This window comes from Pseudomonas sp. LTGT-11-2Z, assembly GCF_003691445.1.
Classification (GTDB): domain Bacteria; phylum Pseudomonadota; class Gammaproteobacteria; order Pseudomonadales; family Pseudomonadaceae; genus Aquipseudomonas; species Aquipseudomonas monteilii.
The window spans coordinates 3,504,901-3,529,157 of the sequence record NZ_CP033104.1; the positions used below are offsets into that span (position 1 = coordinate 3,504,901).

22 protein-coding genes are annotated in these 24,257 nt (G+C 60.6%); 10 read left to right on the top strand and 12 right to left on the bottom strand.

Annotated elements, in window-relative coordinates; genetic code table 11:
- Nucleotide 1: 1 nt before the first annotated feature.
- The 6 genes from D8767_RS16340 to D8767_RS16360 all read right to left on the bottom strand — a co-directional run bounded on the left by D8767_RS16340 (nucleotide 2) and on the right by D8767_RS16360 (nucleotide 4,697).
- Nucleotides 2-838, bottom strand: coding sequence for a Ku protein (locus D8767_RS16340; protein WP_016714226.1), 837 nt, complete (start codon nucleotides 836-838; stop codon nucleotides 2-4).
- Between the two features lie 9 nt (nucleotides 839-847).
- Nucleotides 848-985: a PSPA7_2676 family Cys-rich small protein gene (locus tag D8767_RS29475; protein ID WP_182774216.1), complete on the bottom strand. Its 138-nt coding sequence runs from the start codon at nucleotides 983-985 to the stop codon at nucleotides 848-850.
- 119 nt (nucleotides 986-1,104) lie between these two features.
- A complete protein-coding gene (locus D8767_RS16345) occupies nucleotides 1,105-2,211 on the bottom strand; it encodes a carboxylate-amine ligase (protein ID WP_016714227.1) in 1,107 nt (368 codons plus the stop codon).
- Nucleotides 2,212-2,218: 7 nt separating this feature from the next.
- On the bottom strand, nucleotides 2,219-3,172 hold the full coding sequence (locus D8767_RS16350; RefSeq protein WP_016714228.1) for a class I SAM-dependent methyltransferase: 954 nt from the start codon (nucleotides 3,170-3,172) through the stop codon (nucleotides 2,219-2,221).
- A complete protein-coding gene (locus D8767_RS16355; RefSeq protein ID WP_016714229.1) occupies nucleotides 3,172-4,497 on the bottom strand; it encodes an iron-containing redox enzyme family protein in 1,326 nt (441 codons plus the stop codon). Before D8767_RS16355 ends, D8767_RS16350 begins: the two co-directional genes overlap by 1 nt.
- Nucleotides 4,498-4,511: 14 nt before the next feature.
- Complete coding sequence (locus tag D8767_RS16360; RefSeq protein ID WP_016714230.1) at nucleotides 4,512-4,697, bottom strand: hypothetical protein; 186 nt, start codon at nucleotides 4,695-4,697, stop codon at nucleotides 4,512-4,514.
- Between the two features lie 212 nt (nucleotides 4,698-4,909).
- Here D8767_RS16360 and D8767_RS16365 point away from each other — a divergent pair, with 212 nt between their 5' ends.
- The 3 genes from D8767_RS16365 (at nucleotide 4,910) to D8767_RS16375 (ending at nucleotide 10,811) form a co-directional block, all read left to right on the top strand.
- The gene (locus D8767_RS16365) at nucleotides 4,910-5,410 is read left to right on the top strand and encodes a DUF4142 domain-containing protein (protein ID WP_016714231.1); all 501 of its coding nucleotides are present in this window, start codon (nucleotides 4,910-4,912) and stop codon (nucleotides 5,408-5,410) included.
- A 72-nt stretch (nucleotides 5,411-5,482) separates the two neighbouring features.
- Nucleotides 5,483-6,580 (top strand): mechanosensitive ion channel family protein, encoded by a 1,098-nt coding sequence (locus D8767_RS16370; protein WP_016714232.1) that lies wholly within the window; start codon nucleotides 5,483-5,485, stop codon nucleotides 6,578-6,580.
- Between the two features lie 121 nt (nucleotides 6,581-6,701).
- Nucleotides 6,702-10,811 (top strand): CheR family methyltransferase, encoded by a 4,110-nt coding sequence (locus D8767_RS16375; RefSeq protein ID WP_016714233.1) that lies wholly within the window; start codon nucleotides 6,702-6,704, stop codon nucleotides 10,809-10,811.
- Nucleotides 10,812-10,850: 39 nt separating this feature from the next.
- On the opposite strand, the gene D8767_RS16380 is transcribed toward D8767_RS16375, so the two are convergent.
- The 5 genes from D8767_RS16380 to D8767_RS16400 all read right to left on the bottom strand — a co-directional run bounded on the left by D8767_RS16380 (nucleotide 10,851) and on the right by D8767_RS16400 (nucleotide 15,934).
- Nucleotides 10,851-11,366 carry an MgtC/SapB family protein gene (locus tag D8767_RS16380; RefSeq protein ID WP_016714234.1) on the bottom strand — a complete coding sequence of 172 codons (516 nt, stop codon included), beginning with the start codon at nucleotides 11,364-11,366 and terminating at the stop codon, nucleotides 10,851-10,853.
- A gap of 214 nt (nucleotides 11,367-11,580) precedes the next feature.
- The gene (locus D8767_RS16385; RefSeq protein ID WP_016714235.1) at nucleotides 11,581-14,019 is read right to left on the bottom strand and encodes a TonB-dependent receptor; all 2,439 of its coding nucleotides are present in this window, start codon (nucleotides 14,017-14,019) and stop codon (nucleotides 11,581-11,583) included.
- Nucleotides 14,020-14,097: 78 nt separating this feature from the next.
- A complete protein-coding gene (locus D8767_RS16390; protein ID WP_016714236.1) occupies nucleotides 14,098-14,934 on the bottom strand; it encodes a FecR family protein in 837 nt (278 codons plus the stop codon).
- Nucleotides 14,931-15,455, bottom strand: coding sequence for an RNA polymerase sigma factor (locus tag D8767_RS16395; protein WP_016714237.1), 525 nt, complete (start codon nucleotides 15,453-15,455; stop codon nucleotides 14,931-14,933). Before D8767_RS16395 ends, D8767_RS16390 begins: the two co-directional genes overlap by 4 nt.
- Before the next feature lie 92 nt (nucleotides 15,456-15,547).
- On the bottom strand, nucleotides 15,548-15,934 hold the full coding sequence (locus D8767_RS16400) for a MerR family transcriptional regulator (protein ID WP_016714238.1): 387 nt from the start codon (nucleotides 15,932-15,934) through the stop codon (nucleotides 15,548-15,550).
- Nucleotides 15,935-16,007: 73 nt separating this feature from the next.
- Between D8767_RS16400 and D8767_RS16405 the strand changes: the two genes are divergently transcribed.
- Nucleotides 16,008-17,108 (top strand): SDR family oxidoreductase, encoded by a 1,101-nt coding sequence (locus D8767_RS16405; RefSeq protein WP_016714239.1) that lies wholly within the window; start codon nucleotides 16,008-16,010, stop codon nucleotides 17,106-17,108.
- 159 nt (nucleotides 17,109-17,267) lie between these two features.
- Nucleotides 17,268-18,167, top strand: a complete 900-nt coding sequence (locus tag D8767_RS16410; protein WP_016714240.1) for a DMT family transporter — start codon at nucleotides 17,268-17,270, stop codon at nucleotides 18,165-18,167.
- A gap of 46 nt (nucleotides 18,168-18,213) precedes the next feature.
- Here D8767_RS16410 and D8767_RS16415 read toward each other — a convergent pair whose 3' ends face one another.
- A complete protein-coding gene (locus tag D8767_RS16415) occupies nucleotides 18,214-19,128 on the bottom strand; it encodes a LysR family transcriptional regulator (RefSeq protein WP_016714241.1) in 915 nt (304 codons plus the stop codon).
- 197 nt (nucleotides 19,129-19,325) lie between these two features.
- Between D8767_RS16415 and D8767_RS16420 the strand changes: the two genes are divergently transcribed.
- From D8767_RS16420 to D8767_RS16440, 5 genes are all read left to right on the top strand, one after another.
- Nucleotides 19,326-20,294 (top strand): ABC transporter substrate-binding protein, encoded by a 969-nt coding sequence (locus D8767_RS16420; RefSeq protein WP_016714242.1) that lies wholly within the window; start codon nucleotides 19,326-19,328, stop codon nucleotides 20,292-20,294.
- A 73-nt stretch (nucleotides 20,295-20,367) separates the two neighbouring features.
- Nucleotides 20,368-21,219, top strand: coding sequence for a proline/glycine betaine ABC transporter permease (locus tag D8767_RS16425; protein WP_016714243.1), 852 nt, complete (start codon nucleotides 20,368-20,370; stop codon nucleotides 21,217-21,219).
- Nucleotides 21,216-22,049, top strand: coding sequence for a glycine betaine/L-proline ABC transporter ATP-binding protein (locus D8767_RS16430; protein WP_121757653.1), 834 nt, complete (start codon nucleotides 21,216-21,218; stop codon nucleotides 22,047-22,049). The genes D8767_RS16425 and D8767_RS16430 overlap by 4 nt, the downstream gene beginning before the upstream one ends.
- A 12-nt stretch (nucleotides 22,050-22,061) precedes the next feature.
- Nucleotides 22,062-23,585: a histidine ammonia-lyase gene (hutH, locus tag D8767_RS16435; protein ID WP_016714245.1), complete on the top strand. Its 1,524-nt coding sequence runs from the start codon at nucleotides 22,062-22,064 to the stop codon at nucleotides 23,583-23,585.
- A gap of 98 nt (nucleotides 23,586-23,683) precedes the next feature.
- On the top strand, nucleotides 23,684-24,175 hold the full coding sequence (locus D8767_RS16440) for a DUF1543 domain-containing protein (RefSeq protein WP_016714246.1): 492 nt from the start codon (nucleotides 23,684-23,686) through the stop codon (nucleotides 24,173-24,175).
- Nucleotides 24,176-24,257: the final 82 nt, after the last annotated feature.

Consider the following 24,257-nt stretch of genomic DNA (forward strand, 5'->3'; position numbering starts at 1 on the left):
CTCAAGAGGCCTTGCGTGGCCGCTTGGCCGCCGGTTTCTTTGGCTTGGTCTTGCCACCGAGGCTGCGTTTGAGCAGTTCGGTGAGGTCGATGATGTCGGCGCCCTTCTCCGCCGCCGCGCCTTCGCCTTTGTCCACGGTCTCGATCTTGCCTTTGCTGGCCTTCTCCTCCACCAGGTCGAGGATGGTCTGGCGAAACGCATCATGGTAATCATCCGGCGTCCATTGCCCGCTCATGTCCTCCACCAGGCGCCGCGCCATCTCCAGCTCACGCTTGTCGACCTTGCTCTCGGTCACGCTCTTGTCCAGCTCCAGCGTATCCAGCCCGCGCACCTCTTCCGGCCAGCGCAGAGTGATCAATACCAGTGCATCTTCCAGCGGGCGCAGCAGGGCCAGGTGCTGGCGGGTGTGCAGCACCACGGTGGCCAAGGCCACCTTGCCGGTGCTGTGCAGGGTCTCGCGCAGCAAGGCATAGACCTTGCCGCCACGACGGTCGGGGCTCAGGTAGTAGGGGGTGTCAAACTGTTGCAGCGGAATGTCGCCGGCATCGACGAACGAGAAGATGTCGATGGTCTGGGTCGCCTCGGGCCTGGCCTTGCGGATTTCTTCCTCGCTGATCACCACGTAGCGGCCCTTTTCGTACTCCACCCCTTTGACGATGTGCTCCTTGTCGATGTCCTTGCCGGTCACCTTGTTCACCCGCTTGTAGCCAACCGGCTCCATGCTGCGCTTGTCCAGCCAGTCGAAGTCCACACGCTCGCTGCGCACGGCGGTATTCAGCGAGACGGGGATGTGCACCAAGCCGAAGCTGATCGCGCCTTTCCAGATTGACCGGGCCATGGTCCGCTCCTACACATTGAAAGGTTGACCGGGCTGGCTGTAGCGCAACGCGCCACAGCGTTCGCAACATTGGCAGTGAAGCCCGGCGACTTCACACACCACCAAGCTGCGCCATTGGCAGCCCCGCAGCAGACAGAAGAGTTTCATCAGCCACCTCCCTAGCCCTCTTGAGTATCCGGGCCCTTTCTGAAACTGACTGCGCAGCGCCGCAAAGGTTTATCCGGATTTCCAAGTCAGGCCATCAGGGCAGCGGTTCGCCACCGGCCCTACCGATAGTCGCGCATCACCTGCCCGGCCACTGCGCGCATCGCCTGGCGGTTATCCAGGCCCTGTTCACTGGCCAGCGCGAAGGCTTGGCGCTGGCGATCGGCGCTGCTGCCCTCGCGCAGGATGTGCCGGGCCTGAATGAATGAACGCTCGGTATCGGCGGTGTCAGCCGGGCACTGCTGCTGCAACTGCATCAGCCAGCCCTCAGCGCTGACCGGCTGTTGCTCGTGGACACCGATGAAGGTGGCCAGGCGGCCCTGACGCAGGGCGCGCCAGTAGTTCTCCTGGGTGACCCAGCGCATCTCGCGGCTGGCGGGGTCATCGTGGCGGGCCAGCGCCTGCTCGACCAGGTGGCGAAACAGGCCGGCGACGGCCAGAGCATCTTCCAGCCGCGGGCAGCCATCGCAGATACGCAGCTCGACCGTCGGAAACCGCCGCGAGGGCCTGATCGCCCACCAGAAGTCACCGTCCTCGGCCAGGCTACCGGTCCGTTGCAGCAATGCCCGGTAGCGCTGGTACGCGCTCCAGTCCGGCAAAGGCTCTGGCAGGCCCATGTGCGGCCATTCCCCGCACACTGCGCGGCGGTAGCTCATGTAGCCTGTATCCTCACCGCCCCAATACGCAGACGAGGTACTGAGCGCCAACAACAAGGGCAGCCAGTACAGCACCCGATTGATCACTCGTATCCGATCAATGCCCACCGGTACGCCGACGTGCACGTGCAGACCATTCAACAGGCTGCGCCGGGCCACCAGCTGGTAATCGTCGAACAACTGGCGATAGTGCGCAGTGCCACGAGGACGCTGGCGCAGCCACCGGGCGCTGGGGTGGCTCGCCGCGCCGTACAGGCCGGCGCCCTCCTCGGCCAGCGCCTGGGCCAGGCGCTGACGCCGCTCGCCAAAGAAATCACGCGCCTGATGCAGTGCGTCGAATATGGGCGAAGCGGCCTCTATCTGGCTGTGGAACATTTCCTCGGCGAACCACGGGCCCAGCGCATCCCGACAACAGCGGGCCACGGCGGCTGACGGAGCAGCCATGACCTGCCCGGTGGCCAGCTTCACCAGCAGGTATTCTTCCTCGATGCCAAACGTACATTGCCGCGCCACGACGCTATCAGCCGCGACGGGTGACGGTCAGGGCCACGGCGGCAATGCGCTCGACCTGCTCGTAACCGGGTTCAAGCAATTGCTCACCGAATACATCTGGGTCCAGCTCGCGATAGAACCAACTGAACGCAGGCCCCGCCAGGCGTAACCGCATGGCTTCGAGCAGCGCGTCGCGCCCCTCGACGATGGCGACACCGGTGTAGAGCAGCAGCGTCCCCCCGGGCGACAGGCGCTCAAGGGCTTGCTCGACGATGCGCAGCGACAGCTCGGCACCCAGTGCGCCGCCGCCGTGGCGGTAGGCGCGCTGGCCGGCGTCGAGCATGTACGGCGGGTTGGCGACGATCAGGTCGAACGTACCCGCGATGTCATTGAGCAGGTCACTGCGCTCGACCGAAACATTGGCCACACCGGCCAAGGCGGCATTGATGGCGGTGTAGCGCAATGCCATAGGGTTAATGTCCACTGCGCAAACCTTCGCGTGTTGGGCGGCGCGAGCGATCAGCAACGCCCCTACACCGCTGCCACAGCCGATGTCTACGGCATGCTGCACGCGCTCGGGCGTGCTTCTCAAATGATCGTGTATCAGCTGGGCGAAACGGTAGCTGTCCGGGCCAAAGAACACCGCGTCGCGGCTGTCCGTTGGCCAGGCAGCATGTACCAGCAACAGATCGTCCAGGCTGGACCAGCGCACAGTGCTGCGCCACAGTGCACCTTGGGCCTCCAGCACGCCAGCGAGGCGCAGCTGCTCCAGTTCGTCGGGGCTTAGCAGTGACGCGGCGAATGGCCTACTCCAGCCGAACACATCACGCAAGGTACGCGCCTGCTGCGCATCGTCCCGGGCATTGACCCTGGCTTGGGTCGCCGGCGTCACGCAGGTAAAACGATAGCCGTCGGCACGCAAGCGGTTCCCCAATTTCAGCAAGGCCTCATCGGCGCGGATCCGGTCTTGGTCGAGCAGCATCAATGAAGCCCTCCGCGCATCAAACCGGTGGCCTGGATGAACGCATGAGTGGCGTGCAGGCCCTGAGGGGTGGCGTGCCGATTGCCGGCCATTGCATCGATTAGCGCAGGTATGTCCGGTACCTGGGATGCGATGGGGACTTTATCGTCCAGTTGCAAGGCATGTTCCCATTGCCCTGGCGGCACCCGACGGATTCCGGTGCCTTGCCAGGAGCCGGCGATCCAGTCATGCCAGAGTTGCTTTTCATAGGCATCGAACACACCGAACATGGCTGCGGTCGGGCCCTCGATCAGCGACCAGAAGCGGCTTTGCCCAGGATCGCTGTCACGCTTGATCCAGCCTTGAGCCTGTAATGCTTCAAGAAACCCGGGCATCGCGCCGGGCTCAGCAAGCCACTGGTTGATGGTGCGTCCTTGCAGGCGACAGCGGTCCGAATGCATGCACTGCCCGTAGATGCGCTTGCGTTCCAATGTACTTAGCAACTCCGCATGCAGGTCGAACGAGGCGATCAACGAGGGCGTGTCTATACCCAGGTCATTAAGCCGGTAGCCGTGTCTCACGCGTTCATAGAACGCCGGCCCCTGATCTCGTGCCAGCTCGGTGAAGCACTCCACGGCACGCCTCGCGTGGCCGCTGGCGGCATTGTCGATGGTCACGTGCAACTGGAAGTAATGGGCGTCGATACCTAGCTCGGCCAGCTCGTGGGTGGTGATCAGCAGGTGCAAGGGCGGTTGCTCGTAACCCAGGTTGTAACCGACCACTTCCGGCAAGAATCGCTGGCAGTGCTGCCCCAAGGCCAGTTGCAGCGCGCCCTGCAGGTAACGAGCGGGGTCAAGCGGCCGCTCCTGTGAGCAACCCAGACGGCTGAGCAAGCGCTGGTAGATCAGCACGTGATTGCAGCGTGGGTCGCCGTCGCCGAGTTCTTCGAGGAAGGTGCGGATCAGCCCATGGAAGCGCGGGTCCTGCCAATGCCATAGGGCTCCGTGTAGCCATGCGCCGTCGACCGCTTTGGTCGGCGCGACTTGCTGCAAAAACCACAAGGCATGGGCACGATTGGCAAAAAAACGACGGGGGCCGCCCTGACGCCGTTGTTCCAGATAGGCCGCATGCTCGCTGGCGACACGGCCCGCATGGTTATCGGCCCATTGCGGGATTAGCCCAGGATCATCTGGCAGGTCGTCGGAAAGCGCACGGGCCAGACGCAGTTGCTCCTCCAGCCAGGCCTCGGTGGTGGGCTCCGGGCCCTCAAGTAGCGCTCGATAGCGATGCTCCAGCCCTAAGTTGGCATTGTGAGGCCTTATACCTGCCTTTGTCGTCGCCACCATGCCCTGTACCTCACTCATTGATTCTGCGGTTTGGTGTCAGCTGGAGGGTTAGTTACAGGGTCACTGGGTTGCTGCATCTGAAGTGACGGTTTGCTTGGGTCGGCATCCTTCGCTGGATGATCACTATCGCGGTCGAAGCAACCTCCGAGCAGCGAGAAACTGGCAGTCAACAGCAACATGGCGAACAGGTTGTTTTTCATGATGGCTACTCGTTTTTGTGAAGACCTAAACCAACGAGTCCCACCTGTCCCCCTGAATTCGTTCTGATTACGACATAGCGGATGAGCGGTGCCCCGAAACGCAGATTGCGCCACGGCAGCCCTGTTTTTCAGAAAAACTAAACCTTCACCCACTCCTGCGGTTCAACCGAGTGCGACATTGAGGTCGCGCCAACAGAACGAAGGAGTGAGACATGAGCACACCATTCTTGAAAATCGCCGGAGTTACCCTGTTGATGGGCCTGGCTTCGCTGCAGGTACAGGCAGCGTCTTCGGACGATTTCGTCGATGCGGCCACTGAAGCCGGTATCGCCGAAGTGGTCACCGCCAACCTGGCGCAGGAAAAGAGCCAGAGCGCAGACATCAAGCAATTCGCCCAGCAAATGGTCACAGACCATACCAAAGCCAACCAGGAACTCGGTGATATCGCCCGCAAGCTGGACATCAGCGTGCCCGACGAAGCGGCGCTGACCGACAAGGTCAAGAAGATGATCCTCGAATGGCGCGACGAGTCGTTCGACCGGTCATACGTCAATAACCAGGTCGACGCGCACGAAAAGGCCGTGGAACTGTTCAAGAAAGAGGCCGCCTCCTCCGACAAGCCGGAGCTCAAGGCCTTCGCCAGCGACAAGCTGCCAACGCTGCAACACCATCTGGAACAGGCCAAGGCGCTGCAAGCCACCCACGGCAAGTAACCCACACGTCACCGCGCAATCCCAGGGGCCGCCCTGCGGCCCTGCCATGAGCCATCTTGAGGTGGGCTCCCCATGAATGATCGAATCATTGAACTGTTCACCGACACCACATTCTTTGGCATTTCCATTCTCAACTTGCTGGTAGCGCTGTGCGTTGCCGTGCTGACGTTCGTGGTTGCCAGAGCTGTCATCGGCCTGTTGATGCGCCGGGTGCAGCGCTGGTCCGAACATGACGGGGCAATGAGCCAGGTGCTGGCCAAGGTATTGGCCGGCACCAGCAACAGCCTGCTGCTGCTTGCTTCGCTGCTGGTGGGTTTGAGCATGCTGGACCTGCCCGAGCGCTGGTTGGGCCGGGTCAGTAGCTTGTGGTTCGTGGTCGCTGCCCTGCAGATCGGCCTCTGGGTCAATCGCGCCATCGCGCTGGGCCTGACCCGCTACTTCAGCCGGCACAGCGCCGACGGCCTTTACCAAGGCAGTGCGCTGGCCACGCTTTCGGCCTGGGGCGCACGGGTGCTGCTGTGGTCGGTGGTGTTGCTGGCCATGCTGTCCAATCTGGGCGTCAATATCACCGCCTTCGTGGCCAGCCTGGGTGTGGGCGGGATTGCCGTCGCCCTGGCTGTGCAGAACATCCTGGGTGACCTGTTCGCCTCGTTGTCGATCGCCGTCGACAAGCCGTTCGAGGTCGGTGACTTCATCGTCATCGGGCCGCTGGCCGGTACGGTGGAGCATGTGGGGCTGAAGACCACGCGCATCCGCAGCCTGGGTGGCGAGCAGATCGTCATGGCCAATGCCAGCATGATCAGCAGCACCATCCAGAACTACAAGCGCTTGCAGGAGCGCCGCATCGTATTCGAGTTCGGCTTGTCCTACGACACGCCCACCGAGGCGGTAAAACAGGCGCCCGCGATCGTCGAGGAAGCGATCAAGGCCCAGCAGCAGGTGCGTTTCGACCGCGCCCACCTGCGGGGTTTTGGCAAAGAGGCCCTGGAGTTCGAATGCGTCTATATCGTGAAGGACCCGGGCTACAACCTCTATATGGATATCCAGCAGGCAATCAATTTCCACCTGCTCGAGCGCTTCAACAGAATCGGTGCCAAGTTTGCCGTGCCGGTCCGTGCCATCAAGGTCACCGCACTGCCGCAACACCGCGAGCAGCCCCAGGCCCTTTGACCGACAGCGGCACTTTGGCCAGCGTAGCCAGTCCTAACCTTGAACCCGCTCGTCGATTGATCGGTGTCGGGCCTATAATCGCTGCCACTGCTCATTCCCGGTTCGCACAAGGCTCGTGCCCATGAAATCGTCCAGCAAGACTACCCTCGCGTCGCCGCACAACCCTGCGCTGAGCCCCAGCCACCTGGATTTCCCAGTGGTGGGCATCGGCGCATCGGCCGGCGGGCTGGAGGCGGTGCAGGCGTTTTTCCAGCACGCCCCGGAGCATAGCGGTATGGCGTTCGTCGTGGTACTGCATTTGTCGCCGGACCATCAGAGCCAGGCCGATCGCCTGATCCAGCGCGTCACGCGCATGCCGGTGTACCAGGTGAGCGAGCCGGTACCGATCGAGCGTGACCACGTCTATGTGATTTCGCCGGCCAACCGCCTTTCCACCAACGATGGTTACCTGCGGGTCAGCCCGGCCAGGCGTAGCCGTGGGGACCATGTCGCCATCGATCTGTTCTTCCGGGACCTGGCGGACGTACACAAGGACCATGCGTTCTGCGTGATTCTTTCAGGCTGCGGCAGCGATGGCGCCGTGGGCCTGTCGCGCATCAAGGAGCAGGGTGGCGTGACCTTGGTGCAATCGCCCGATGACGCCCAATACTCCGACATGCCCAAGGCAGCCATCGCTACCGGCATGGTCGACCTGATCCTGCCGGTGGCCGAGATTCCCGGCAAGATTCTGGAACTGTGGCGCACGGCGCGCAAGGTCAAACTGCCGGCGATCGAAGACGACAGCCTGCCGCCTCCCCTTGGCGAGCGCTCAGGCGACCCGGCGCAGAGCGACCCGCTGCTCGACGACATCCTCACCCGCCTGCATGCCAGCACCGGCCATGACTTCCAGCACTACAAGCGGGCAACGGTCCTGCGCCGGCTTGAGCGGCGCTTGCATGTCACTGCGCAGACCGACCTGGCCAGCTATCGCGATTACCTGGAGGGTCACCCGGAGGAATGTCGCGCCCTGTTGGCTGACATGCTGATCGGCGTGACCAACTTCTTCCGTGACCGGGACGCCTTCGAAGCCCTGCAACAACAGGTGATGCCGGGCCTGGCCAATGACGACAGCGAAGACCTGCAACGCGAAATGCGCATCTGGTCGGCAGGCTGCTCTTCGGGAGAGGAAGCCTACAGCCTGGCGATGATTGCGACCGAACAGCTGGCGATGGGGCAGCGCAGTGCCAAGGTACAGGTGTTCGCCACCGACCTCGACGAACGTGCGATCAATCTCGGCCGGCTAGGCGTTTATCCCGATGCCATCGCCACCGATGTACCCACGGCCAGGCTGCGTCAGTTTTTCATCAAGGAGGACCAGCATTACCGGGTACGCAAGGACATCCGCGAAAAGGTGCTGTTTGCCCGGCACAACCTCTTGTCCGATCCACCGTTCTCCCAGTTGGACCTGGTGGTATGTCGCAACCTGCTCATTTATCTGGACCGGGAGGTGCAACGGGAAATCCTGCGTCTGTTCCACTTCGCCTTGCGAAAGGGCGGCTACCTGTTCCTGGGCAGCTCGGAGTCGGCAGACGTGGCGGCCGACCTGTTCATTGCCGTGGACAAGCGCCATCGTATTTTCCGCGCACGCGAGGTGGAGCCGGCGCGTCGCCCGGGGCGCCTGCTGACGCCCGACACACTGGCGGCGCGCGCCAAGCCCAAGCCCATGCGCAAATTGTCCTACGCCGAAGTTCACCACCGTGCATTGGCCAGGCATACGCCGCCCAGCCTGATCGTCGACCTTGATGGCAACATCCTGCACATGAGCGACGGTGTCGGGCGCTTCCTGCGCCATGCCGGGGGCGAACTCAGCCCCAGCTTGCTGAACCTGGTGCTGGCACCACTGCGCCCTGTCCTGCGCAGTAGCCTGCTGCAGGCACAGAACACGGGCCAGCCGGTGACCTCTGGCGCGGCGATCATCACCGTCGACGATCATCGCGTCGAGGTACAGGTCGAGGTCCAGCCGCACCAGGATGAACCCAGCGGCAGCGAATGCCTGCTGGTGGTTTTACATGTCCGCGAAGCCGAACAACACAGCCAGCCGGTCATCCAGCAAACCGACGGCATGGTGTTGAACACGCTGGAGCGCGAGCTTCAGCGCACCCGCCAACAGTTGCAGGAAACCATCGAACAGTCGGAAATCTCCAGCCAGGAGCTGACCGCCTCCAACGAAGAGATGCAGGCGATCAACGAGGAGTTGCGCCTGGCCAGCGAAGAGCTGGAAACCAGCAAGGAAGAGCTGCAATCAATTAACGAAGAATTGCTGACGGTCAACTACGAGCTCAAGACCAAGGTCGATGAAACCGACAAGGTCAACGACTACCTGAGCAACCTGATCGCCTCCACCCAGATCGCCACCGTGTTCGTCGACCGCAACCTGCACATTCGCTGGTTCACCCCCAGGGCCACCGATATTTTCAGCATGCTGCCGGTCGACACCGGCCGCTCGCTACTGGACATCACCCACCGCCTGGAGTACCCAGGCCTGGCGGACGATGCGCGTGCGGTGATCGAGCGCGAAACCACGATCGAGCGTGAAGTGATCGGGCAGGACCAGCATTGGTACCTGGCGCGCCTGCTGCCATATCGGGCCAGCGAGCAGAATGTCGATGGCAGCGTACTGACCTTTATCGACATCACCAAGAGTCGCGCCGCCGAAGAACGTTTGCGCCAGGGTGAAGAGCGCATGCGTCTGGTTGCCGAAAGTACCCATGACTTCGCCATCATCCTGCTTGACGAACAAGGCCTGATTATCGACTGGAACACCGGCGCTGCGCTGATCTTCGGCTACGCCAAGGACGAAGTCATTGGCCAGCACTATTCCCTGATCTTCACCGAGCAGGACCGCGAAAATGGCGAGCCGGCGCGTGAGCTGCGCGCCGCCCGTCTGCATGGCCGTGGCCAGGACGAACGCTGGCATGTGCGCAAGGACGGCAGCCGCTTCTACTGCAGTGGCGAAGTCTCGCGCCTCAAGGGCAGCAGCTTGCGCGGTTACGTCAAGATCGCCCGTGACCTGACCGGCCACAAGCGCCTGCAGGACGAACAAAGCAAGCGCCTGGCCGAGTCGCAGAGTTCAAGCCACATGAAGGATGAGTTCTTCGCGGTGATGTCCCACGAGCTCAAGCACCCACTGAACCTGATTCAGCTCAATGCGGATATCTTGCGACGTATACCGTCGGTCACAAGTACCGACATGGCGAGCAAAGCGGTCAACGTCATTCGCGAAGCGGTCACCAGCCAAGCGCGGATCATCGATGACTTGCTCGATGTAGCGCGCATCCGCACGGGCAAGCTCAAACTGAAGACACAGCCTGTCGATTTGTGTGCCGTGCTACAAGGTATCTGTTCTGTAGCCTGCAACGAGCAACGCGGCCGCAATGTTCGGCTGGCGCTCCCGGCCGATGGCGAACCGGTCTATGTGGAGGCCGACAGCACACGTGTCGAGCAGATCATCTGGAACCTGTTGAACAACGCTCTGAAGTTCAGCCCTGCCGATGGCGAAATTCTGTTGAAACTGACTCGGCAGGATGAGCAGGCACGCCTTGAAGTCATCGATCAGGGCATAGGCCTCGCCGAAAACTCGCTGGAAGATATTTTTGAGCTATTCAACCAGGCGGCATCAACCGGCCATGGGCGTGAGGGGCTGGGCATTGGCCTTTCCCTGGTCCGTCAATTGGTAGAGGCCCATGGCGGAGCGGTCAGCGTAGAGTCTCCTGGAATAGGCCAGGGTTGTACGTTCATCATCACCCTGCCTTTGCGCGTGTATACCCAGCAACCCCAGGATCAGGGCGACGTGCTGCCACCAGAAGGTCGCCTGAAAGGCGTTCGCATCCTGTTGGTGGATGATTCGCTCGATGTGCTGGAAGTGATGGAACAATTGCTGTTGATGGAGGATGCCGACGTCGATGCCTACAGCGACCCGAAACTGGCGCTGCAATCGGCGGCGGACGCGCGTTACGATGTGATCATTTCCGACATCGGCATGCCTGGCATGGACGGCCATGCACTGATCCAGGCGCTGCGCGGCCTGGAGCATCTGCGTTACATCCCTGCCATCGCGTTGACAGGCTATGGTGCAAGCGCTGACCAATACAAGTCTCGCCAGTCCGGGTTCGACCGCCACCTGAACAAGCCAGTGGGTTATGACGACCTGATCGACGCAATCGAGCGCCTGAACGGCTCAGCGTCAGTCTGAACAAGGGCAGGCAGGCTTTGCGGGGGCGACCCACGCCCCTCAGTGCTTCCTGCCCTCCTCCTTCTGTTTTTCTTCGTTCTGCCCTTCGACCTTGTCCACCAGCAAGGGCATCGTGCCCAGCACCAATAGCGCCAGCACCGTGCTGACCAGCGCCGTGGCTTCGCGCCCCATCCCCGCTGCCGTACCGATGGCCGCCGTCATCCATAGCCCCGCAGCTGTCGTCAGGCCTTTGACATGACTGGTGTCATGGCCATTGCCTTTGAGAATGGTGCCCGCCCCCAGAAAGCCGATACCGGCAACGATGCCCTGAATCACCCGGCTGAGCGCCTGCGCATCGGCACCTGCCATGCTCGGTGCCAGCACGAACAGCGCCGCGCCCAACGAAACCAGCATGTGCGTGCGCACCCCGGCAGACTTGCCCTTGTGCTCGCGCTCGAAACCCAGAACAGCGCCCAGTACGGCAGCCATCACCAGCCGCACCAGAATCCGCACGATCTCGCGTTCGTCGCCGATGTCGGCAAATTCGGCCTGGATTGTTTGCCAGATCATATCCATGGACAGGTTCCGCCGTGATGAGATTCTCTGCCGGTGCAGCGCTCTTCACAGGCTCGCGTTCGTTCGATCTCGATGGGCATGGTAGCGTTTTCCGAGGCCGGTTAATAAAGCGTATGACTGCGAGCACTGCAAGGTTACTGCATCACGTTCCACCAAGCGTCTCGCCCTGTAAACGACCACCGGGCTCGATACCGGCCCGGTGATGTTCACCACCTTACCAATTGTGCGTATAACTGGCAGTCAACACAGTGCCGGGTGCTGGCAAGTGGCTGGTGTTGTTGTTATTGCGCAGCAATTGACTGTAGAGCGGGTAGTAGTCGCGATTGAACAGGTTCTGGATGCCGACGCTTACCTTGTCGTCAGCGGATATCTGGTACTGGCTGACCAGGTCCACTGTTGTATAGCTACTCACTTGATGCCGACCAAAGCTGTCCACGCCATCGAGCCTATAGTCCTTGGCGTCGAAGAACGTAGCTTGCAAGCGGTTGCTCCACTCCAGTGTCGGTTTGTACTGGACGTAGGCGGTCAGCTTCAGGGGTGGAACGCGATAGCCGGTCATGTCTTGCCAGCCTTTGCCGTCCGGTTTTTCTCGTCCGCGCATCCAGGTCGCACTCCCCCCTGCGCCCCACACCGCATCGTCCGACAGCCAATCTGCACTGGCTTCAGCTCCGTAGATGCGCTCCTTGGTGCGGGTCAGAATCAGGCCATTGTTGAAACTCTGCACATCCCCCAGTTTGGAGGTGGTGTAGAACAGCGCCAAGGTGCCGAGGGTGTTGCTGCCCAGCTCTCCTCGCCAGCCAAGCTCATAGTTGTTGGTTTTGACCGGTTCCAGGTTCGATGCGCCGATGTCGAAACCACGGCGGGCATTGCGCAATTGAATACCCACGTCGGGCAATTGGAAGCCCTGGCTGAAAGAGGCGTAGATCTCCTGGCCGAGTACCGGTGAGTAGACGATGCCCAGGTTCGACAGCAGCGCATCGTAATGAACTTCGCCCCCCTTCACCGCCACCGGGGAGGCAGCCGTGGATTCGGACAAGGGAACGAAGTCATCGAATTCGGCAGTGGAGTATTCGTAGCGCAGGCCGCCGTCGACAGACCAATGCTCATCAAAACGATGCTGTAGCTGGGCGAACGCACCGGCGCTTCGAGTCCTCAGCGGGGGCATGTAGGTGAGCTTGCCGGTCTTGTCGAAGACCAGGCCGCCACTGGCGTCATAAACCGCAGGGTCGAAGACATCGAGCGGCATGTCGCTGCGCTCCTGGTTATAGTCGCCACCCCACACCAGCTCGGTACTCCCGCTTTCGCCAAGCGGCGTGCGCAGGGTCAGCCGGCTGCCGAACACTTCGCTGTTCTGCATGATCTGGTCCACGTTGCCGCCGCGAGTGGCAACGGCCCGGGCGTCGAACGGCGTGAAGCGGGTGAAATAGTCCCGGTAGTACATCTGGGCAGAAAGCCGGCTGCCGAGAATGTCGAGATTCTCGTACTCCAGGTTCACCAACGTGTTGCGAATGCGGTTCTGTTCATCAAGATCCAGGCCCTTGATCGCATTGGCCGGCACAGAGCCTGCGGGGAGTTTCGCGACGCTCGGGTCTGTAGCGTAGTCGCTGTCCTGGCGTGCATCGTAGTGGCTGACTGCAAGCTGGATTCGCTGGTTCTCGTCGATGTGCAGCCCCAGCTTGCCGCCGATGTTGTAGATGTTCGAATCGAACAGGTCGCCTTGACTGGGCTCCGGGGCGATCCGGCCGCCATGCGCATCGTACGAGGCACCGATGTGGCGGGTGCCGAAGTCGAACGCGTAGTCCACCGCTCCCTGAGAGCCCGCGAAATACTGCTGGAACTGGCCCCCCAGGCCATCGCTGCCCAGGCGGGTAAGTGGCGAGGTAGCGCTCAGGCTGGTTTCGGCACGGTTTTCACCACCGGCAGGCCGTGTAGTGATGGAGATGATGCCCCCCGTGGCGCCGCTGCCGTAGATGGCGCTGCTGCCACGGATGACTTCGACCCGTTCGATCAGCGCCGGGTCGATGTTGACCAGGTTGCGCGAAGAGTCGCGGTTGGTATTGAGCGGCACCCCGTCGACCATGACCAACATGCTGCGCCCGCGCAGGGTCTGGCCATACTCGGTGATGGTGCGGCTGGAGTCGGACATGCCCGGAATCGCCTTGGCCAGTACCGTGGCCAGGCTCTCTGAACCCTGGCGCAGCTCCTGCAGTTGTTCATGCTCAAGAACGGTGGATTGCCGCGTTGCGGAAACCAGGCTGCTGCTGGTGCGCGAGGCGGTGATTTCCATCTGCGCCATTTCCACGGGCACGCTCTGGGTCACGAGGCTGGATGCAGGGGCACCCTGCGCGACGATGACGAACGTACGCTCATCCTTGGCCTGTACCTGCAAGCCACTGTCCTTGAGCAGCGTTTGAAGCGCTTCCTCAGGTGTGAACCGCCCTTTCACCGCAGGCGCGTTTCGGCCTGCACCGAGATCGCTGGCAAAGATGACCTGTACCGAAGACTGCTGCGCAAGGGCGTTGATGGCCTCCCCCAGCGGCGCGGCGGGGAGATCCACGCTCACCTTTTCCCGGCCCTGGGCCGACATTGCGATGAGCAGGCTACTGGCGAGCAATGACAGGCGTAGTTGGCGACTGCGGAGGGGAAAATGCACGTCTCGAGTTCCTTTGTTGGTTGGGCTTTTTTTCAATAGCCGCCATGGGAATCGAGAAACCCTACCTGCGCATGAGCATTATTTTATTGCCGATTTACGTTGAATCCTGACGCTGCCATCCTCTGTTTTCAACACGGCGACGGGCAGGATGCTCGGTAGCAGATCCAGCAGTCGGTCGACATTGTGCGCCTCGAAGACCCCTGTCACCTTGAGTGCAGCCAAGCTTGGGTCGCTCAGCTCAATGGATGCCTTGCGATAGTGACGCAGCAACGACACCGCTTCATCCAGCGACGTCTGCTCGAACACGATGCGATCATCTTTCCAGGCCATCGCCTTCAAGGCGTCGACCTTCGCAACCGGCATCAGTTGCCCGCCAATCGAGTCGACCTGTTGCCCTGGCCTGAGGGTGACCGGCGCGTGTTCTGCAGCTGTAGCGGTGACGTCCACGCGTCCACGGGCCAGGGTCACACGCACCGCGTCGTTATCCAGGCGGCGGACATTGAACAGCGTACCGAGCACCTCGACCTTCGCCAGGCCAGCGGACACTACAAAGGGGCGATACACGGCCGAGGAGACATCGAAAAGCGCCTGCCCTGCGCGCAGGTCGACGTCGCGGCTGAGCAGACGCCAGCTGATATCGACATGCGTGGCACTGTCGAGCAGCAGCTTGCTTCCATCGTTCAGCAGCACAGCACGCCGCTCACCAATGGCGGTAGCGAAACGCTCGCTCTTGTAGGCAGGGTTCAGCCAGGCCAAGCCTGCACAGGCGATCGCAACCGCCAGCGTGATACCTGCCGACTTTGCTGCCTTCGAGGGCGCAGGCCTGGACGGCGGCATGGGGAACAGCTGCTTGAGCTCTTCACGATGTCGCCCAAGAGCCTCGTCCAGTGGCACCTGTTCGGGTTGCTTCGTCATGGGTGCACCTCATCGCGCCCAAGCCGTTGCCTGCATGCCGCCAGCCCCAGGCGCAGGTGCTTTTCCACAGTTTTGATTGAAATACCGAGGCGAGTGGCTACTTCTGCCTGGGGGATTTGGTGAATCTTGTGCATGACGAAAACAGCTTGGCAGCGAGGTGGGAGGTCTGTGATCGCGTCGACGAGCAATTGAAACTCGCGCTCGCTGTCATACCTGGTCATCGGGGTGGCTGCCGGGCAGGCCACCTCAGGCAGCTCGGAGATTGCCTCTACCCAGGCGCCTCGGCGGCGATCGCTACGATAGCGACTCATGGCGGTGTCGTGGGAGATTTTTCGTAGCAAGGCCAATGGGGTTCGAACGTCTTCTTTCTCACCGCGCTCAAGCAACTGCACGCACACGTCATGCACAACATCACGCGCCATGCTTCTGTCGCGGAAGCGTCGGCGAATGTGGTCCACCAGATCGTCATAGTGACGTACCAAGGTAGACAGCAGCGTCGGTTTGGCGGGATCGAACGGCACGATGCATCCTGGATAAGAGGTAGGCTCCGAAACAAGACACAAGTGTAAATGAGAAATAATTGCGAATAAACCAGCTGCAGCGTTGCGGTATGCTAAATCGCAGGAAGGTGAGCAATGGTCAGCCCGTTGGCAACGGCACTGGCTTCAAGCTTTGCGCGCTCCGCGCCCAGAAGGGCATAGGCGGCTTGCAGCGTGGTGATCTCCGCTTGAATGTCGGCCATCTTGCTGGCTACCAACATCGCGCCTTGCGCACAATCGAGCGTATTGCCCCGCTTGGCCGCAAGGATTTCACCGATCTCGGCGAGCGAAAAGCCGCCGCTCTGGGCACTTTGAATAAAGGCCAGATCAACAACGGTCTGGTCGCTGTAGCTGCGGTAGTTGTTGGCCTGACGATGGGCCACGATAAGCCCGAGTTGCTCGTAATAGCGCAATGTATGGCGGCCCACTCCACTCCGGCGCTCCAACTCTCCAACCTTCACAGTAAAAACTCCTTGACTGTAGAGTACGCTCTACACCTTAGCCTGCGCCGATCATCCAGACAAGGATTAAGATATGAGCGTGGAATGCTTCGTCACCGGCGGCAGTGGGTTTGTGGGTCAACATCTGCTGGCCCATCTTACCGCGACAGGGCATAAGACCTGGGTGCTCATGCGCAACCCTGAAAATATCGGACGCCTCAAAGAGCAAGTAGGGCAACTGGGAGGAAACCCTGCATATGTAAGTGCAGTTGAAGGGGATATCAGCAGGGATGGGCTTGGACTCAGCGAAGCAGACAGGCAATGCGTAGCTTCAGCCGCTGTGGTCTTCCACCTCGCAGCACAGTTTACCTGGGGTCTGACAATGGAGCAGGCCCGCGCAGTCAATGTACAAGGGGCGCTGAACGTCGCCAGGCTCGCGGCGAGCCAGCGCATGCGCTTGCTGATGGTGGGCGGTTATATGCTGCAGAACCTTAGCCATCTTGCAAGTATAGGGGTTGATAACGAGCACTCTGAAAACACCCATTGGCCTGCAGTCTACGGCCGTGTGGGTGGCTACGAAGGCAGCAAGCTGGAGTCCCATTTCGCCGTCATCCGTTACATGCAGGAGGTAGGCGCAGATTACGCGATCGTTCATCCCGCTACGGTGTGTGGTCACAGCGAGAGTGGGCACATCCCTGAAGGACAACCTCTGGTAGATCTCATTCGAAATCTGGCACTGGGCCGGTTCAAGGCTGTTCCTGGTTCCGCCAGGCACTGGTTGCCATTGGTCAGCGTCGATTACCTGGTAAAGATGATGACCTGCGTGGCGTTCGACCCGTCAATGGCCAACCGGCAGGTGCTGGCGCTGTATGAGCACACGCCGAACCTGCAGGGTATGCTCGAACAATTGGCACAAACGCTGAATATAAAAGCTCCCCGCCGCCATGTACCTATAGGATTGCTGAAGTGGCTATTGACGATTCCCGGACTGGCCACCCGATTATCGATCAGCGCCGAGTCACTGAACTTTGTCCAGACGCAGCGCTTCGACATGAGTGACAGTCAACAACTTGAACTCAAGTATCAGTTGGCACATCCCGACATGGCGCGAACGTTGGAAAAGACCGTGCGCTACGTCCAGGGCTACATGCCCAATCGTCAGGCTCACAGTTCTGAAAAACTTGCTGGAAGATAACAAACGGGGGGCTGAAAGAACGCGTAATTCTGCCGGACACTCCAGCAACTTCGATGTTATATTATTGCGCATAAACCGACTGATTACTTTTTGACCGCCTGGTTAATTAAAGCGTGTCGACCGGACGAAGGCATGAAGCCAATAACAAGGAATGTACAAATGCAATCTCATTTCGGCAAAGGCGTACTCTTTGCACTGTGCGCTGCGGCACTGAATGCAACGATCGGCGTACTCAGCAAAGTGTTGATGAACAGTGGATTCACCGCCAGCACCATCGCCCTGATAAAAACAGTCCTCGGCTGCCTGTTGCTGTCAGCATTACTACTGTTTCTCAAGCGGCCCCTGCATACGGCCAAGTGGATACATGCCGCCGTTTGCGCTTTTCTAGGCATTTTTGTGTTGTTCCACTTTGAAACCTCGGCGTATGGCCATTACGCTGCGGCAGGCGTCGTGGTGATCCTGATGGCAAGCGCCTCCATTTCTTCGATATTACTGGGACGACTAATCCTCAAGGACCCGATCACCGCCAACGCGACGGTGGGCGCCGGTTTGACCATCGCCGGCATTGCCGTGATTTTTGGCGCCGACCTGGAACAAGGCTTCACGCTGCAAGGTGCAGTGCTCGCTGCGATCGGAGGCTGCGGTTATGGCGCATTTTCGGTTGCCATGAAGCGTATGGGCGTTTCCGGGGGGCTACATTTTACTCGGCAACTCTTGTTTTTCGGCAGCCTCTACCTGCTGATGCCAGCTGCGAGCGATGGGTTCATCGTGGGAGAGCTGTCGCTGGTGGCAGTCATGGCACTGCTGGCGCTGGCCGCGTTGCCGACCATCCTCGGCTTCTTCTGTACCACCAAGGCCATCGAGTACCTGAAACCCTCGCAAGTCCAGGCACTGGAGCTGACCGAACCGCTGTTTGCCACACTGCTGGCGTTCGTGGTGCTCAATGAAGTACCGCGGGACACGTTGTACCTGGGGGCCGGGCTGATTCTCTTCGGCCTGTGCTTCTCCAACGAGCTGATCCAACTGGGCAAGAAAGCGCCACAGCCGTCCAAAGCATGAAACGCGTGCCTCCCGATGACTGCAATTCACTCGCCCCACCCGCTGTTCACTCGGATGCAAACGACGGTCGTTCCGCAAACCATGCCACCGCCAGCTCCTTGAACGCCTCGGCCGAAGGCGTCAGCGGATAGCGCTGATCATGCGCCAGCACAATGCTATGCGTTGGCAATTTCTCCTCAGTCGGCCTGCAGACCAGCGCTTGGCCATCATAACTGCGGTCACCAAACGGCCGGGTATAAATCAGCGCCACGCCAAACCCATTGGCGACGAGGCTACGCTGCAACTCGAACGTGCGCACACGGTGCACAACGGCGGGTGCAAGATCGTAAAAGCTGAACAGGTCCAACACATGCTGCCAACTGTGGACCTGATCGGTAACGACCAGCGTATGTTCGGATAACGCCTTGAGACTGACACGCGACTCCTTGGCCAACGGGTGATCGGCCGACAGCAGTACCTGAGCAGTCAGTTCACACAACTGGGTGCATTGCGTATTCGGCGGCAAACCCAGATCGTAGGTGATTGCCAACTCTATCGCCCCTTCACCCAGCCGCTTGCCAACATAATCGAAGCTGCCTTCGCGCATATCGACAGTGACCCTTGGGCAGGACTCCTGCATCCGCCGCACAATTTGTGGCAGGCAATAGGGCGCCAGGTCTTCAAAACATCCGACCACCAGTTCGCCGACGCACTCCCCTGCATTGGCATTGATCTCGGCAAAGGTCCGAGCCTCTGCCAGAACGCGACGAGCCTGGACCATGACGGTACGACCGAATGGGGTCAGCGATATGCCGAGGCCACGTTGGCGCACGAAAATGGATTGGCCCAACACCTCTTCCAGTTCGGTGATGGCCGCCGAGATGGAAGGCTGTGAAACATGAAGCTCCATGGCAGCGGTCGTCAGGTTACCGTGCTTGGCCGCTGCTAGCGCATAGCGAAGCTGACGCAGTGTGAACTTCATAGTTTTTTCCGTGGTGATACATCAGCACATATTATTTTATCCTTTTTTGAGGTTGTGAAATATTTCTCCTGCGCAGTGGCCACCGATCAGAAGTGCCACGCCAACGCCGATTACAAGGCTTATCAGCCAGTTTGGCGACCCTCTTGGGGCCGGATGCCCTCAACTGCCGCACTCCATTCTTGTTTGGGAGCGTCACAATGAAAATTACAAAGGCTCTGTTGACCACGACACTATCTTTCGGGCTGCTGGCAGCGGCTGACACCAGCCAGGCAGCGGGTTGGTGCGAGTCTGGCAAACCGGTGAAGTTCGCCGGTTTGAACTGGGAAAGCGGGATGCTGCTCACTGACGTGATGCAGTTCGTGCTGAAGCATGGTTATGGCTGCGATACCGATAGCCTGCCAGGTAACTCCATCTCCATGGAAAACGCACTGAGCAGCAACGATATTCAGGTATTTGCCGAAGAGTGGGTGGGGCGCAGCGAGGTGTGGAACAAGGCTGCGGCTGCCGGCAAGGTGGTTGGCATCGGTTCGCCGGTCGTTGGCGCGGTCGAAGGCTGGTATGTACCGCGTTATGTGATTGAGGGCGATGCCCAGCGCAAACTTGAAGCCAAGGCACCGAACCTCAAGAACATCGCCGACCTGGGGCAATACGCCCAGGTATTCAAGGACCCCGAAGAGCCGGACAAGGGGCGCTTCTACAATTGCCCGGCCGGCTGGACCTGCGAGCTGGACAACAGCGAGATGCTGAAAAGCTACGGCCTGGAAAGCACCTATACCAACTTCCGCCCTGGCACCGGCCCGGCACTGGATGCTGCCGTACTGTCGAGCTACAAACGTGGCGAGCCCATCCTGTTCTACTACTGGTCGCCGACGCCGCTGATGGGCCAGCTGAACCTGGTCAAGCTGGACGAAAAGCCGGGCGTGAACAAAGCCCTGACCATCAAGGTGGGTGTATCGAAGGCCTTCCACGAGCAGGCGCCTGAACTGGTGGCGGTGCTGGAAAAGGTCAATTTGCCGGTCGATCTACTTAACCAGAACCTGGGGCGCATGACCAAGGAACGTATCGAGTCGCCGGAACTGGCCAGGTTGTTCCTCAAGGAACACCCCGAAGTCTGGCACAGCTGGGTCAGCGAAGACGCAGCCAAAAAGGTAGACGCGGCACTCTGAGCGTGTGGGCTCCTCCGGCGCCTGCCGGGTAAGACACGACAGTCCGCTTCATACACTTGCTCGAGAGAATTCCATGTTTCCCAAAAACTTCACGTTTTCCATTGCCGACTGGGTCAATGGCTGGGTCGACGCGCTTGTAACCAACTACGGTGACGTGTTCCGGCACATCTCCGACACCTTGTTGTGGGCCATCGTCAACCTCGAAGGCCTGCTGCGCGCAACACCCTGGTGGCTGATGCTGGCCATCGTCGCCGGTATTGCCTGGCACGCCACCCGCAAGGTCGTGCCCACTGCCGTGATCGTCGGCTTGCTCTTTCTGGTCGGTGCGGTCGGGCTCTGGGACAAGCTGATGCAGACCCTGGCGCTGATGCTGGTGGCAACGCTGATATCGGTCCTGGTCGGCATTCCGCTGGGTATCCTGTCGGCGCGCAACGATCGCCTGCGGGCGGTGTTGATGCCGCTGCTCGACATCATGCAAACCATGCCCAGCTTCGTGTACCTGATTCCGGTATTGATGCTGTTCGGCCTGGGCAAGGTGCCGGCGATCTTTGCCACCGTCATCTATGCCGCCCCGCCGCTGATTCGCCTGACCGACCTGGGCATTCGCCAGGTGGATGGCGAGGTCATGGAGGCGATCAATGCATTCGGTGCCAATCGCATGCAACAACTGTTCGGCGTGCAGCTGCCACTGGCGTTGCCGAGCATCATGGCCGGTATCAACCAGACCACCATGATGGCCCTGTCGATGGTGGTCATCGCGTCGATGATCGGTGCCCGTGGCCTGGGTGAAGACGTCCTGGTCGGCATCCAGACCCTGAACGTGGGCCGCGGCCTTGAAGCGGGCCTGGCCATTGTGATTCTGGCGGTTGTGATCGACCGCATTACCCAGGCCTATGGCCGGCCACGGCATGGGGTGGGCAAATGAGCGCCAAGCAGACTATGAACAAGATCGAAGTCAAAAATGTCTTCAAGGTATTCGGTGCCCGAGCCGAAGATGCCCTGCAACTGATCCGCCAGAAAAAAACCGAAGATCAGGTCCTGGCCGAAACCGGCTGCGTGGTCGGGGTCAACGATCTGTCGTTGTCCATCGGCAGCGGTGAAATCTTCGTGATCATGGGGCTGTCGGGCTCGGGCAAGTCAACCCTGGTGCGTCACTTCAACCGTCTGATCGACCCGACCAGCGGTGAGATCCTGGTCGATGGCAAAGACATTCTGCAATACGACCTGCAAGCCCTGCGCGAATTCCGCCGGCACAAGATCAGCATGGTGTTCCAGAGCTTCGGCCTGTTGCCGCACCGCACTGTGCTGGACAACGTCGCTTACGGGCTGAAAGTCCGTGGCGAGAGCAAGCCCTTGTGCACCGAGCGTGCCCTGCACTGGATCAACACCGCGGGCCTGAAGGGTTACGAAAAATCGTACCCGCACCAGTTATCAGGCGGCATGCGTCAGCGCGTCGGCCTGGCCCGTGCGTTGGCCGCCGACACCGACATCATCCTGATGGACGAAGCCTTCAGTGCCCTTGACCCGCTCATTCGCGCCGAGATGCAAGACCAGTTGCTGGAACTGCAAAAGACCCTGCACAAGACCATCGTCTTCATCACGCACGACCTGGACGAGGCGGTGCGTATCGGCAACCGGATTGCCATTCTCAAGGACGGTCGCCTGATCCAGGTCGGCACGCCGAAAGAAATCCTCTACCAGCCTGCGGACGAATACGTAGACCGTTTCGTGCAGCGCCGTGTAGCTTCGCTTTAAGGAACCGCGTGTATGTCACTTGCCGAAAAGATCATCATCGCCGACGCGCCAGTTCGCTGGCAGGACGTGGTGGCAGTGGCCCGACACGGGGCGAAGCTTGAGCTGGCTCCATCGGCCTGGGCGCGGATTGATAACGCCCAGGCGATTGTCCGGCGCATCGTGTCCAGCGGTGAACGCGCCTATGGCGTCAACACCGGGCTTGGCGCCTTGTGCAATGTCTCGTTGCAGGACGAACAACTCAGCCAGCTGTCGCACAACACCTTGCTCAGCCATGCCTGTGGCGTGGGCACAGCGCTGTCAGACGAACAGACCCGCGCGATCATGTGCGCAGCGATCATCAATTTCTGCCAGGGCCGTTCCGGCCTTCAGCGCAAGGTGGTCGAGGCGCTGCTGACCTTGCTTAACCAGCACATCACCCCGCAGGTTCCGAAACAGGGGTCTGTGGGGTATCTGACCCACATGGCACATATCAGCATCAGCTTGCTGGGCGTCGGCCAGGTCAGTTATCGCGGCCAGATCGTGCCGGCCCGGCAAGCCTTGGCCGAGGTCGGCCTGGCGCCGGTCAAACTGGGCGCCAAGGATGGCCTGTGCCTGGTCAACGGTACTCCTTGCATGACGGGCCTGAGCTGCCTGTCTTTGGACGACGCCACGCGCCTGAGCCAATGGGCGGACGTTATCGGCGCCATGAGCTTCGAGGCCCTGCGGGGTCAACTCGACGCCTTCGACCCCGAAATTATCGCGATGAAACCGCACCCCGGCATGCAGCGCGTGGGCAGTAACTTGCGTCGCCTGCTCGACGGCAGCGAAATAATTGCCAATAGCCATGGCATTCGCACCCAGGACGCCTTGAGCATTCGCTCGATTCCGCAGGTTCATGGCGCCGCGCGCGATCAGCTGGATCACGCTGCGCGGCAGATCGAAACCGAACTCAACTCAACGACCGACAACCCCATGTTGCTCGGTACACCCGAGTCGTATCGGGTGGTGTCCCAGGCGAATCCGCACGGCCAGTCGGTGGCCATGGCGGCCGACTTGCTGGCCATCGCGGTGGCCGAAATCGGGGCGATTGCCGAGCGCCGACTCGATCGCCTGATCAACCCGTTGGTCAGCGGCTTGCCGGCTTTCCTGGTCAGCCAACCGGGTGTGAACTCGGGCATGATGATTGTCCAGTACGTGGCTGCTTCACTGTGTGCAGAAAACCGTCAGCTCGCACAACCGGCAGTCGTCGACAACTACGTCACCTCTGGTCTGCAGGAGGATCACCTGAGCATGGGCACCAACGCCGGCTTGAAGCTGCACCGCGCCCTGGAAAACTGTACACAGATCCTTGCCATCGAATACCTGTTGGCGGCCCAGGCATTCGAGTTCCTCAAGGAGCAGCGCTTTGGCGCAGGGACCCACGTAGCCTGGCGGTTGTTGCGCGAACGGGTGCCGGCCTATGCCCAGGACCGTTGGCTGGCGCCGGACATTGCCAGCAGTGCATCGATCCTGAAGGATCCCGGCCTGCCAGGCGCTGCCTTTCCTTGGCTGCTATGACGCGTGCTGAACGGCGCCGTGCCGACGGATTGTGCGCTTGGCGAACAGCGCTAGGGTGTTCACACTACAGCGCTTGATGCTGCCCCAAAGGATTACTCATGCTCTACATCGTCATGCTCGGCGGTCGCCACCCTCGAGCCCGTATCGAAGTCCACGATGTGGTCTTCGCCCAGGCCGACACCCTGGAACAGCTCCATCCCCAATTGCGCGAAGCCTGGTTCGGCAGCGCACAAGGCCTGCACATCGACTCCTGGCTGGAAGTCGGCGGGGTCGATGGCTACCGTGTCGAACTGAGCCAAGTAGCCCCCGGCCCCGGCGCCATGCGCTTGTTTTTCCTGAACCTGGGCGGTTATGAACGGCAGGTCTTCGGCGAAGCTCACCGGTACCTGCTGGTGGCGGCTGTCGACAAGGCCGAGGCCAAGCGCCTGGGCAAGCAACGCATGGCAGAAGATTGGCTCAAGCCACATATCGACGCTGTGCTGGATGTCGACGATTGCCTGCCGGTCGACTTGGTGGCAGGCCGCTATGTGCATCTGGTCAAGGGCGAGCATGCGGGTGTCCGACAGTTCAGCGACTACATTCTGCTCTGAAGGGCGTGGGCCGAGGTCGGTGCCAGCCCCGCTCTTTTTGGCCTGACAACCCTGGCAAGCGTTAACCTTTGCTTCTGCTTCA